This is a genomic window from Pseudoroseomonas cervicalis (assembly GCF_030818485.1).
Classification (GTDB): domain Bacteria; phylum Pseudomonadota; class Alphaproteobacteria; order Acetobacterales; family Acetobacteraceae; genus Pseudoroseomonas; species Pseudoroseomonas cervicalis_A.
Genome location: NZ_JAUTAJ010000003.1, coordinates 228,592 through 240,007, shown reverse-complemented (window position 1 = coordinate 240,007; position 11,416 = coordinate 228,592). Strand labels below are relative to the sequence as shown.

Annotated in this window: 13 protein-coding genes; 8 read left to right on the top strand and 5 right to left on the bottom strand. The window is 73.9% G+C overall.

Annotation, left to right across the window (positions count from 1 at the left end; all coding sequences use genetic code 11):
• Positions 1-350 (bottom strand): glutathionylspermidine synthase family protein (locus QE401_RS03820; RefSeq protein ID WP_307136939.1); only part of this gene is annotated, 350 nt, incomplete at its 3' end.
• 274 nt (positions 351-624) lie between these two features.
• Between QE401_RS03820 and QE401_RS03815 the strand changes: the two genes are divergently transcribed.
• The 3 genes from QE401_RS03815 to QE401_RS03805 are packed head-to-tail and all read left to right on the top strand — an operon-like array spanning position 625 to position 4,201.
• On the top strand, positions 625-1,338 hold the full coding sequence (locus QE401_RS03815) for a 4Fe-4S dicluster domain-containing protein (protein ID WP_307136938.1): 714 nt from the start codon (positions 625-627) through the stop codon (positions 1,336-1,338).
• Complete coding sequence (locus tag QE401_RS03810) at positions 1,335-2,942, top strand: FAD-binding protein (protein WP_307136937.1); 1,608 nt, start codon at positions 1,335-1,337, stop codon at positions 2,940-2,942. The genes QE401_RS03815 and QE401_RS03810 overlap by 4 nt, the downstream gene beginning before the upstream one ends.
• A 20-nt stretch (positions 2,943-2,962) precedes the next feature.
• Positions 2,963-4,201: a complex I 51 kDa subunit family protein gene (locus tag QE401_RS03805; protein WP_307136936.1), complete on the top strand. Its 1,239-nt coding sequence runs from the start codon at positions 2,963-2,965 to the stop codon at positions 4,199-4,201.
• A 21-nt stretch (positions 4,202-4,222) separates the two neighbouring features.
• On the opposite strand, the gene QE401_RS03800 is transcribed toward QE401_RS03805, so the two are convergent.
• The 3 genes from QE401_RS03800 to QE401_RS03790 form a co-directional block, all read right to left on the bottom strand.
• On the bottom strand, positions 4,223-5,167 hold the full coding sequence (locus QE401_RS03800; RefSeq protein ID WP_307136935.1) for a pirin family protein: 945 nt from the start codon (positions 5,165-5,167) through the stop codon (positions 4,223-4,225).
• Positions 5,168-5,255: 88 nt separating this feature from the next.
• Positions 5,256-5,774: a hypothetical protein gene (locus QE401_RS03795; RefSeq protein ID WP_307136934.1), complete on the bottom strand. Its 519-nt coding sequence runs from the start codon at positions 5,772-5,774 to the stop codon at positions 5,256-5,258.
• A gap of 101 nt (positions 5,775-5,875) precedes the next feature.
• Positions 5,876-6,478 carry a DUF938 domain-containing protein gene (locus tag QE401_RS03790; protein WP_307136933.1) on the bottom strand — a complete coding sequence of 201 codons (603 nt, stop codon included), beginning with the start codon at positions 6,476-6,478 and terminating at the stop codon, positions 5,876-5,878.
• A 109-nt stretch (positions 6,479-6,587) separates the two neighbouring features.
• Between QE401_RS03790 and QE401_RS03785 the strand changes: the two genes are divergently transcribed.
• From QE401_RS03785 to QE401_RS03765, 5 genes are all read left to right on the top strand, one after another.
• Positions 6,588-7,364 (top strand): serine O-acetyltransferase, encoded by a 777-nt coding sequence (locus QE401_RS03785; protein ID WP_307136932.1) that lies wholly within the window; start codon positions 6,588-6,590, stop codon positions 7,362-7,364.
• On the top strand, positions 7,361-8,218 hold the full coding sequence (locus tag QE401_RS03780; protein ID WP_307136931.1) for a VOC family protein: 858 nt from the start codon (positions 7,361-7,363) through the stop codon (positions 8,216-8,218). Before QE401_RS03785 ends, QE401_RS03780 begins: the two co-directional genes overlap by 4 nt.
• Positions 8,219-8,314: 96 nt before the next feature.
• Positions 8,315-8,902 carry a TetR/AcrR family transcriptional regulator gene (locus QE401_RS03775; protein ID WP_307136930.1) on the top strand — a complete coding sequence of 196 codons (588 nt, stop codon included), beginning with the start codon at positions 8,315-8,317 and terminating at the stop codon, positions 8,900-8,902.
• Positions 8,903-9,233: 331 nt separating this feature from the next.
• Positions 9,234-9,464, top strand: a complete 231-nt coding sequence (locus tag QE401_RS03770) for a hypothetical protein (protein WP_307136929.1) — start codon at positions 9,234-9,236, stop codon at positions 9,462-9,464.
• A gap of 102 nt (positions 9,465-9,566) precedes the next feature.
• The gene (locus QE401_RS03765) at positions 9,567-10,409 is read left to right on the top strand and encodes a DUF6683 family protein (RefSeq protein WP_307136928.1); all 843 of its coding nucleotides are present in this window, start codon (positions 9,567-9,569) and stop codon (positions 10,407-10,409) included.
• A gap of 61 nt (positions 10,410-10,470) precedes the next feature.
• On the opposite strand, the gene QE401_RS03760 is transcribed toward QE401_RS03765, so the two are convergent.
• Positions 10,471-11,415 (bottom strand): sterol desaturase family protein, encoded by a 945-nt coding sequence (locus tag QE401_RS03760; protein ID WP_307136927.1) that lies wholly within the window; start codon positions 11,413-11,415, stop codon positions 10,471-10,473.
• Between the last annotated feature and the right edge of the window lies 1 nt (position 11,416).

Sequence of the window (11,416 nt, the reverse complement as noted above, 5' to 3'; positions counted from 1 at the left end):
AGGCGGAAATCGAAGCGGCCATAGAGCGAGGGCTCGGCGGCGCGGTGCGAGGCCTCGACCAGCGCGGCCAGGCGCGGGGTGAAGCCGAGCGCGGCATAATCGCCGCGCGCCACGATGCGCGACGCCGCCGCGTCCAGCATCGGCGCCAATTCGCGCGCCGCCGCCTCCATCGCCGCGATGGCCTCCGGCGTCAGCGCATAGCAGGCGTCGCGCACCCAGTATTCGCGCCCCTCGGGCGTGTGGAAGGTGAAGCCCAGCGCCTCCGCCCGCAGCGGGAAGGCATCGTCGCGGCGCAGCGCCAGGCGCTGCAGCGGCGGGACCGGTCGGGCAAGGGCGGGCAGCGGCGGCATCAGGGCTTCGGCCGCGGCGCGACCCGGCATCCTCGGAACTGTTGCGGATGGCGGCAGGCAAGCGGCGGCGGCCCTCGCTGTCAATTCAGCGCTGCGTGTGCCGGCAGGCGCCGGATCGGCCGCCTGGGCCCTTGCAAAATCCCGCCCGCACCCGAAGCTTCCGCGCAAGGCCCGCCGCCCCGGGGGCCGCCGATCGCAAGGTATGGCCGGGATGGCTGCCCCCGTCCCGGCCCGCCATGGCCCCGCCATGGCCAGAAGGGAGCGCGACCGCGTCATGGACCGTCCAGAGCAGCAGCCCGGCCCCCCCGCCGCCCCGCCGGAGGCACCCTCCGACCGCATCCGCCTGACCATCGATGGCGAGCTGCTGGAGGCCGACGCGACCGCCTCCATCCTGCAGGCGGCGGCGCGCGGCGGCACGGCGCTGACCGCCAATATCGGCTGCATGGGCCAGGGCGTCTGCGGCTCCTGCCGCTGCATGGTGCGGCGCGAGGGCGAGCGCGCGGTGGAGACAAGGCTGGCCTGCGAGACCCGTGTCGAGCCCGGCATGCAGGTCAGCTTCATCGACTATTTCGCGCCCGAGCGGCAGCATGACTACCGGCTGGACGCGCTGGGCGAGGGCTGGGAACTGCTCGACGCGCTGCATGAGAGCTTCCCCGAGGCGGCGCATTGCCGCCATTGCAGCGGCTGCGACCGCGCCTGCCCCAAGGGTCTGGCGGTGCAGAAGGGTGTCGAGCTCAGCGTCGAGGGCGATTTCGCCGCAGCGGCGGCGGTGTTCGACGAATGCGTCATGTGCAATCTCTGCACCCTGGCCTGCCCCGAACATATCCGGCCCAACCATCTCGGCCTGTTCGTGCGCCGCTCCACCGCCGCGCTGACCCTGCGGCCGATCGACCTGGTGCGCAGGCTGCGCGAGATCGAAAGCGGCGAGATGCGGGTGGTGCTGCCCGATGCCGGCCCCGAGGAGAACCGGGCGGAGGGCGCGGCATGAGCGGCATCCCCTACGCCCAGGCGCTGGCCGCCCTGCCCGGCGCCGCCCGGGCCACGCCGCCGGCGCTGGATGCGGATGGCATCCAGGCGCTGCTGGCCGCGCATCACCCGGACCATGGCGCCAATGCCCGCGTGGCGCTGACCATCGGCGCCAATGCCGGCGACCCGTGCCACCCGGCGCTGGCCGCGCTGCTGCAGAGCAATGCGCTGATCGAGGATGCCGACCTGGCCGGCGCCGAGACCCGCCGCGCCGACCTGCTGGTGCTGGGCGGCGGCGGCGCCGGCGCGGCGGCGGCGCTGGAGGCGGCGGCGGCCGGCCGGCATGTGGTGCTGGCCACCAAGCTGCGGCTGGGTGACAGCAACACGGTGATGGCCGAGGGCGGCATCCAGGCGGCGGTCGGGCCGGAGGACAGCCTGCAGCGGCATTTCGACGACACGCTGAATGGCGGCCATCGCCGTGGCGAGCCGTCGCTGGTGGCGCAGATGGTCTCCGACGGGCCGGCGGTGATCCGCTGGCTGATCGGCCTCGGCATGCATTTCGACCTGGAGACCGAGGCGGGGCTCGGCGCGCGGCTGCTGCGCAAGCCGGCCGGCGGCACCAGCGCGCGGCGCATCCTCAGCCATCGCGACTTCACCGGCCTCGAGCTGATGCGGGTGCTGCGCGAGGCGGTGGAGATGCATCCGCGCATCACCGTGCTGCATCGCTGCCCGGCGGTGGAGCTGCTCTCCGACGAGCATGGCCATTGCGTCGGCGCCGTGCTCTACGATCTGGAGCATCGCCGCCTGAAGCTGCTGCGCAGCCCGGCGGTGATCCTGGCCACCGGTGGCAGCGGGCGGCTGCATCTCAGCGGCTTCCCCACCTCCAACCATTACGGCGCGACCGCGGACGGGCTGGTGCTGGCCTACCGGCTGGGGGCGAAGCTGCGCGATCTCGATTCCTTCCAGTACCACCCGACGGGTGTCGCGCATCCGGCGCATCTGGCGGGCGGGCTGATCTCCGAGGCGGTGCGCTCCGCCGGGGCCTGGCTGGTCAATGGACTGGGAAACCGCTTCGTCGACGAGCTGTCGCCGCGCGACGTCGTCGCCGCCGCCATCCTGCGCGAGCTGGCGGAGGGGCGCGGCGTCCTGCAGGAGGGCCAGCGCGGCGTGTTCCTCGACACGCCCTCGCTGCTGGCGCGCGAGCCGCAGCTGTTGGAGACGCGGCTGATCGGGCTGAAGCACCTGGCGCAGAAATGCGCGCTCGACCCGCGCGAGCGGCCCTTCCTGGTGGCGCCGACGCTGCACTACCAGAATGGCGGCGCGGTGATCGACGGAAATGGCGCCACCAGCATTCCCGGCCTCTACGCGGCGGGCGAGGTGTCGGGCGGCATCCATGGCCGCAACCGGCTGATGGGCAATGCGCTGCTGGAGATCATCAGCTTCGGCCGCCGCGCCGGCGCGCATGCGGCGGCGCTGCAGGGCGTGGCCTCCACCCGCGGCGGCATCGAGCATCTGCATCGCTGGCAGCGCGCCCTGGCGCAGGCCGGGCTGCCGCGCGCGCCGCGCGCGCCCGCCCTCTACCCCGACTACGCCCCCTTCGACCTGCGCCGGCACCAGGCGGCGTGAGCGCGGCAGGAGAGACCGACATGTCCCATCTCAACCAGGTCCTGCTGCATCCCGCCCGCAAGCTCGGCGCCGATCTGGCCGCCTGGCTCTCGGTGGGCGGCGGCGAGGGCCTCGCCGCGGCGCTCGCCGACCGCGCCGGCATCATCCCGCTGCTGGAGCAATCCGGGCTGCGCGGCATGGGCGGCGCCGGCTTCCCCACCTGGCGCAAATGGCAGGCCGTGGCGCAGCAGGGCGCGGGCGGCAAATATGTCGTCTGCAACGGCAATGAGGACGAGCCCGGCACCTTCAAGGACCGTCACCTGCTGCGCTGGACACCGCATGCGGTGATCGAGGGCGGGCTGATCGCGGCGCTGGCCGTCGATGCCTCCCATCTCGTGCTCTACATCAACCCGCATGAGGCGGAGGCGGTGGCCGAGGCGCGGCGCGCCGTCGCGCAATGGCGCGGCCATGCGCTGCTCGGCGCCGTCGAGGAGGCGCTGGGCCATGCGGTCGCGCTGACCGTCGTCGAATCCTCCGGCCGCTATATCGGCGGCGAGGAGACGGCGGTGATCTCCTGGCTGGAGGGCAGCTTCCCCTTCCCGCGCCGCAAGCCGCCCTTCCCGGCCGAGCAGGGGGTGGGCGGCGCGCCGACCCTGATCAACAACACCGAGACCCTGGCCAATATCCCCTTCATCCTCGCCCAGGGCGTCGCATGGTTCCGCGGCCTCGGCCGGGGCGAGGCGGTGGGCACCAAGCTCTATTCGCTGTCGGGCGATGTGATGCGCCCCGGCCTCTACGAGCTGCCGATGGGCACCAGCCTGCAGGAGCTGATCTTCACCCATGGCGGCGGCATGCTGGAGGGGCGCGACTTCAAGGCCGTGTTCACCGGCGGTCCCTCCAACACGCTGCTGACCAAGCAGGATCTCGACGTGGCGCTGGATTTCGACAGCGTGCGGGCGCGGCAATCGCGGCTCGGCACCGGCGCGATGATCGTGATCTCCGAAGGCACCAGCATCGTGCGCAAGGTGGCGGAATACATCGCCTTCTTCGCCGCCGGCTCCTGCGGGCAATGCCCGCCCTGCAAGGCCGGCACCTTCCAGCTGGCCCGACTGCTGGACCGCATCGAGGGCGGGCGCGGCACGGCGGAGGATCTGCGCGCGCTGAACAGCCTGTGCCGCATCCTGCCCGGCAGCGGCCGCTGCGGGCTGATCGATGGCGCGGTGACGGTGGTGGAAAGCTCGCTGCAGACCTTCCCGCAAGAATACGCCGTGGCGCGGTAGCGCAGGGCGGGCCGGCGCGCCTCAGCCCGGCGGCGCGCCGCCGCTGCCGGCGCGCACCCGCAGCTCCGGCAGCGGGATGAATTCCTGATCGTCACCGGGCACCAGCGGGAAGCGCCCCGCCTTCCAATCGGCCTTGGCCTGCTCGATCCGCTCGCGCGAGGCGGAGACGAAATTCCAGAAGATGTGGCGCGGCCCGTCCATCACCGCGCCGCCCAGCAGCAGCAGCCGCGCGCCCTGCGGACCCGCGCGCAGCGCCAGCCTGTCCCCGGCGCGGAAGACCAGCATGCGGCCGGGGCCGAAACTGTCGCCGGCGAGGCTCACCTCGCCCTCCAGCACATAGGCGCCGCGCTCCTCATGCTGGTCGGGCAGCGGCAGCCTCGCATCGGGCGGCAGGATGGCGTCGGCGTAGAAGAGCGGGCTGCGCACCGCGACCGGCGCGCGCTCGCCCCAGGCCTCGCCGGCGATCAGCCGCACCCGCATGCCGGCCTCCTGCCACAGCGGCAGGGTGGCAGCCTCGTGATGCGCGAAATCCGGCGCCCGGTCCTCCTCGGCGGCCGGCAGCGCCACCCAGGACTGGATGCCGGCCAGGCGCGAGCCGCCGGGCCGGTCCTGCTGCGCCGTGCGCTCGGAATGGACGATGCCGCGCCCGGCGGTCATCCAGTTGACATCGCCGGGGCGGATGCTCTGGTCGGTGCCCAGGCTGTCGCGGTGCTGGATGGCGCCCTCGAACAGATAGGTCACGGTGGAGAGGCCGATATGCGGATGCGGCCGCACATCCAGCCCCTGGCCGGAGAGGAACTCGCCCGGCCCCATCTGGTCGAAGAAGATGAAGGGCCCGATCATCTGCCGCCCGCGCGCCGGCAGGGCGCGGCGCACGGCGAAGCCGCCGACATCGTGCATGCGGGGCAGGATCACCTGCTCCAGCCCCGCGGGCAGGGTCATGGCGGGATCATCCTCGACGCTCATGCGAGCCTCCATCGCCCGGCGGGCGCGGCGCGCGCCCCGAAGGCTGGAGTATGGCCGGGACGCGGCGGCGGGGGAACCGCGACCTCGCTCAGCGCCGCAGCCGGTAGAGCAGCCCGTTCCAGGTGGTGCGGCGCCAGGGGCCCTTGGTGAAGCGGGTCTCGAGGTCCAGCCAGCCCTGGCTGCGGCTGTCCAGCAGCTGCACCGCATCGCCGAAGAAGCTGCCGACCTCCAGGAAGCGGCCGGGCGCCGGCTGGTGCAGAATGATCAGCGGGCAGTTGCGCTGGCCGAGCGCGGCGCAGCGATCCGGCGCCTGCACCACCGCGATGATCTCGGCCAGCCCGTCGCCATCCAGATCATGCCGCGCGGTCGCGATGCGCGGGGTGATGCCCGCCTCCTGCGCCTTGCGGATCTGCCAGTGGCGGGCCTGGCGCACCGCCTCCCGCGCCGCCGCATCCTCGGTGGTGAAGCGGACCAGCTCGGCCGCCTCCGCCGTCCCGGCGCCGGCCGGGCCGGGGCCGAGGCCGAGCGCGGCGGGGCCCGGCAGCAGCAGCCCGCCCGCCAGACCCAGCACCGCCATGATGCGGGCGGCACGCCTCCAGGCGCACATGCGGCTCCTCCTTCCTGCAGGGGCGGCCGGGCCGGCGGGATGCGCACGGCCCGGCAGTGCAGTGTCGCGCCGCCGCGTCAAGGAAGGCTGAAGAGCCGCGGTCAGCCGAGGCGGCGGAACACCACGCCCAGATTGTTGGCCGGCATGGGGTGGAGATCGGCCGGGCCGAAGCCGGCGCCCGCTGCCTCCGCCGCCACCTCCTCCAGCCCGCGCAGCCCCCATGCCGGGTCACGCTGCTTCAGGCTGGCATCGAAGGCGGCATTGCTGGGCTCCAGCACCTGGCCCGCGCGGCGGAACGGGCCGTAGAGGATCAGCGGCGCGCCCGGCGCCAGGCAACGCGCGGCGCCGCGCAGCAGGCCGGGCGTCGCCGCCCAGGGCGCGATATGGATCATGTTGATGCAGAGCACCGCATCGGCCCGGGCGATGGGCCACGCCGCGGCCGCCGCGTCCAACGCCAGCGCCGGGCGCAGCCGGCCCGGCGGCGCCTCCCGCGCCCAGGCATCGATGCTGGCGCGCGCCGCCGGATCGGCGTCGCTGGGCTGGATGGTCCAGCCCGGCAGGTGCCGCGCCCAGTGCAGAGCGTGCTCGCCGCTGCCGCTGGCGATCTCCAGCAGCAGCCCGGCGGGGGGCAGGGCCTCGCGCAGCATGGCCAGGATCGGGTCGCGGTTGCGCAGGGCGGCGGGGACGGAGTAGCGGGCATCCATGCCGCCATCCTGGGCCCCCGTTGCCGCCGCGGCAACGCGCCGTTCCGGCCGGCGGGGCTTGTCGCCGCGCCCGCCGCCGCCGATCCTGCCGGCACCCGGGAGGATGGGCATGCAGCAGAGCATCGACGCGACCTGGCGCCGCCTGTCGGAGGAGGCCGCCGCCCTGGCCGGGCGCGAACCCGCGCTGGCCGTCGCGCTGGCGGAGCTGCCGCGGGGGCCGGCCGCCGGCCTGGCCGCGCTGCTGGCGCGGCTGCTGCGCCCCGCCTGGCTGGAACCCGGCGCGCTACGCCCGCTGGCGGAGACGCTGTTCGCGGCGCAGCCGCAGGATGTCGCCGCCGCCCTGGCCGATCTGGACGCCATCACCACGCGCAATTTCGAGCCGGGCGGGCTGCTCGGCAGCTGGATCGGCGGGCGGGGTTTCCACATGCTGCTGGCGCATCGCGCGGCGCACCGGCTCTGGCAGCAGGGCCGCACGGAGCTCGCCATGGCGCTGAAGACCGAGGCGGCGGCCAGCCTCGGCGCCGATATCCACCCGGCGGCGCGCTTCGGGCAGCGGCTCTTCCTCGACCACGGCCTCGGGCTGGTGGTGGGGGAGACGGCGGTGATCGAGGATGATGTCAGCCTCTGGCACGGCGTCACCCTGGGCAGCACCCTGACCCAGGGCGGCGCCGACCGGCACCCGAAGGTGCGGCGCGGCGCGGTGCTGGGGGCGGGGGCGACGCTGCTGGGGCCGATCGAGATCGGCGCCTATGCGGTGGTCGCCGCCGGCAGCGTGGTGCTGGCCGATGTGGCGCCGCGCAGCACCATGGCCGGCAACCCGGCGACACCGCGCCGGAGCCACCGCCACCCCTATTTCCCCGCCGACCTGCCGGAGAGCGCCGCATGACCCCCCTGCCCGGGATCGACCACCCGCTGATCCTGCTGCGCGACATCGAGGCGGGGCGCGGCTTCTACCAGCGCCTGGGCTTCACCATGACGCCGGTCGGCCGGCATCCCTGGGGCACCAGCACCAGCCTGGCCGTGCTGGAGCGCTCGGCGCTGGAGCTGATGGGCCTCTATGACGAGAGCCTGATCGACGCCCTGCCGGCCGGGGAATTCCGCTTCGGCCGGCATATGCGCGACGCCCTGGCCGAGCGCGAGGGCATCGCCCTCGTCGCCCTGCACAGCCGCGACGCGGCCGCCGACCGCGCGGCGATGGAGGCGCGCGGCGCGCGCTTCCAGGGCTCCATCGGCTTCCGCCGCCGCGTCCGCCCGCCGGGCGGGGAATGGGATGAGGCGGTGGTCTCGCTGGAGGTCAGCGTCGATCCCGAGCTGCCGCGCATCGGCCATTTCCTGGCGCAGCAGCACAGGCCGCATCTGCTCTGGGTGCCGGACTGGATGCGCCACGCCAATGGCGCGACGCATGTGGCGGCGGTGACCTATGTCGCCGCCGACCCGGCGCCGGTGCTGGCGCGGCTGGCAAGGCTGTTCGGGGCGGAGGCGGTGATCGAGGAGCCGGAGGGCAAGGCGGTGCGCACCGGCCAGGGCCTGTTCCGGGTGCGGCGCGCGCTGCCGGGGGGCCCGGCCCTGCCGCCGGGCGAGCCCGCCGGCGCCGGCATCGATGTCGCCGTGCGCGACCTCGATGCCGCCCGCGCCGTGCTGCGGCAGAATGGCATCGGCTTCGCCGAGGCGGCGGGGGCGCTGGCCATCGAGGATGTCGCCGCCTGCGGCCAGGTGAAGCTGCGTCTGGTGGCGCCATAAAAAAACCGCCCAGGCGGTCTGTTTCCGGGCGGCGCGCTGCGCTAATCGGGGCGGCGCCGTGCCGCCCACCCTTCAGGCGGCCCGAAGGAGGCCGCCATGGACAATGCCACACGCTCCGAGCGCACGCGCAGCGCCGTCATCCAGGCGGCGCTGGCGATCATCGCCCGCGACGGGCCGGGGCGGCTGACGCTGGACGCCATCGCCCGCGAATGCGGCATCAGCAAGGGCGCGCTGACCCATCAGTTCCGCAGCAAGGCGGCGGTGCTGAAGGCGCTGCTGGAGCACCAGACGGCGCAGTTCGAGGCCTTCGCCCGCGACTATGCCGAGGCGCATGCCGAGCAGGCGCAGCCGCGCCTGGCGGCGCAGATCGCCACCATGCGCGAGGCGCTGTCCGGCCCCTCCAGCGTCGCCTTCGCCCTGTTCGGCGCGCTGGCCGAGGAGCCGGCCCTGCTGGCGCCGATGCGCGCGCTGTCCGCCACCAAGCTGGAGGTGCTGCGCGGTGAGGCGGCGGATGCCGATCTGGCGACGCTGCGCTGGCTGGCGGCGCGCGGCCTGCTGTTCGGCGCCCTGCTCGGGGTCTGCCCGCTCTCCGAGGCGGAGCGCGACCGGCTGTTCGAACAGCTGCTGGAGGAACGCCGCTGGGCCGCGCCGCCGGCGGCCAGGCCGGCCTCGCGCGCCGGCTGATCCTTGCGGGGACAGGACAAATTCATCCTTCTCACGAGAAAGAAACCGACCGGTCTGTTTACACTCCGTCACCGGGGCTGCTAGGCTGGCGCCAGCAAAAGCGAGGTGTCCGCATGGCCCGCCTTCCCGCCTGGAGCGTCGACCGGCCCGGCCATCCTGACGCCCCGCGCCCCTTTGCCCCGGCTTCCTTGTCCGCAAGCTCCCTGTTCCCCGGCGCCTTGTCCCCGGGCCGCGGCGCCACGCCGCGTCGGGCCGGGCTCTGGGCCGGCTGGCTGGCCCGCCGCCTGGCGCCGCTGGCGCCGCCGCCCCCGAATCTGGCGGAGCCCGCCCGATGAACCGCCCGGCAACCCTCCCGCCCAGCCCCGGGGCGCGCTGGCTCCCCGCGGCCGCGCTGCCGCTGCTGCTGGGGGTGCTCCTCCTGCTGGGCGTCTTCTGCCTGGCGCGCGGGCCGCTGGCGGCGCTGGACCTCGCCCTGCTGGCCGAGGCCGAGGCGCTGAACCGCCTGCCCATCGGGCTGATCCTGCCCGAACTGCCGCCCGCCGCGCCGCGCCCCGGCGGCTGAGCCGCCGCGCCTTCCGCCACGGATCGTGAAGCCGCTCCGGCGCCTGTGAAGGCCGCCGCGGCGCGCTTCGCCCTATGCGTACGCCAGCGGAAAGGAAAACGCATGCAGAGCACAGCGAAACTCCTGTTGCGCCTGGCGCTGCTCGGCGGCCTGGCGGCGCCCGGCGCGGTGATGGCCCAGCCGGCGGCCCAGCCCCCGGCTCAGCAGGGCGGGCTGGATATGGGGCTGCTCGGCAACAGCCTGGCCCTGACCGGCATCGTGCCGCCGGGCCAGCAGGGCCCCGCCGGCGCGGCCCCGGCCCAGCCGGCCCCGGTGTCGCCGCAGGCGGCGCTGCCGGGCCTGCCCCCCTCCGGCCCCGCCGCGCCCGCCCCGGTGACGCCGGCCCCTGCCCCCACCCAGCCGCCCGCCGCCACGGCCGCCGGGCCGCTGCGCTTCAACGCCGACCCGGCGCGCCGCCAGGCCGCCATCAACCGCATGGTGCAGGCCGCCCGCGCCACCAACCCCGCCGCCGGCGCCGAGATCGAGCGCTTCTTCACCAGCCAGGACATTTTCGGCGTGATCGAGCGCTGGATGCAGCCCTATGGGCTGCGCATGGACGATATCGCCGATGTCATGGCGGTGCGGCTGGCCGGGGCCTGGATGGCCTCGCGCGGCCGCGACGATGACCCGACCCCGGCGCAGATGACGGCGCTGCGCAACCAGATGGCCGAGGCGATGCAGCGCATCCCGGCGCTCACCAATGCCGGCGATGCCGAGCGGCAGGAGGTCGCGGACCTGGCGCTGATCCAGGCGGCGCTGATCTCGGCGGCGGTGACGGGCGCCAAGAACAACCCGGCGCAGCTGCGGCAGATCCAGCAGATGGCGGTGAACGACATTCGCGGCAGCATGCGCATCGATCTGCAGGCGGTGGAGCTGACCGATGCCGGGCTGCGCCCGCGCGGCTGAGGTCCTGCGCTGACGGACAGGGCCGCCCCTGGCCAGGGGCGGCCCTTTTTTCATGTCCGGTTCAGCGCCCGACCAGCGCCGCCCCCATGCGGCGCAGGCCGATCCATTGCTGGCGCAGCCAGCCGCCGGTCGCCATCGCCTCCGGCAGCTCCGGGTCGCCGGTGCGCGGGAAGACGTCGCGGCGGAAATCGGCGGTGCCGAAGATCCAGTCCCAGACCGGCAGCAGCACGGCGAAATTCTTGCCGGATTCGCCCGAGCCCAGCTCGCCATGATGCAGCCGGTGGAAGCGCGGCGAGACGAAGAGCCGCTCGCCCACCCGGCCGAAGGAGAGGCGGACATTGGCGTGGCTCAGCGATTCGGCGACCCGCAGCACCACCACGACGATCGGGAAATGCCCCGGCGGCACGCCGATCGCCAGCGCGATGGCGCCGAACCAGATGGCGCCCAGCACATCGTCGATGATGTGGTTGCGGTCATCGGTCCAGAAGGTCATCTGCCGCTGCGCGTGATGGATGGAATGCAGCGCCCACCACCAGCCGAACATGTGCTGGAAGCGGTGCCGCCAGTATTCGCCAAAATCCAGCACCACGATGTAGACGCAGAGCGCCAGCAGCGGCCATTCGCGCAGGATTGGAAACATCGTCTCCAGCGTCGGCGGGATCCAGCCGCTATCGGCCACCAGGCCGGAGAGCCGCGCCTCCACCGAGGCGAAGAGGATAAAGGCCACCAGCGGCAGCAGGCCCAGCCTGGTGAGCAACGTATAAAAAATATCGGTGCGGATGCTGCGCCGGTCCTCGCGCGGCTCCACCGGCTTCCAGGCCTCGAGCGGCCGGCAGACCAGGTAGATGATGACCACCTGCAGCAGGCCGAACAGGGCGAAGTCGATCCATTCGAAGGCGTCCTCGGCCCATTCCATCAGGCCGAGCGAGAACAGCGCCGGCTGGACCAGCGTCTCGAAGATCCAGCCATTCACCTGGTCCCAGCCATCCTGCAGCGCGTTCCACATG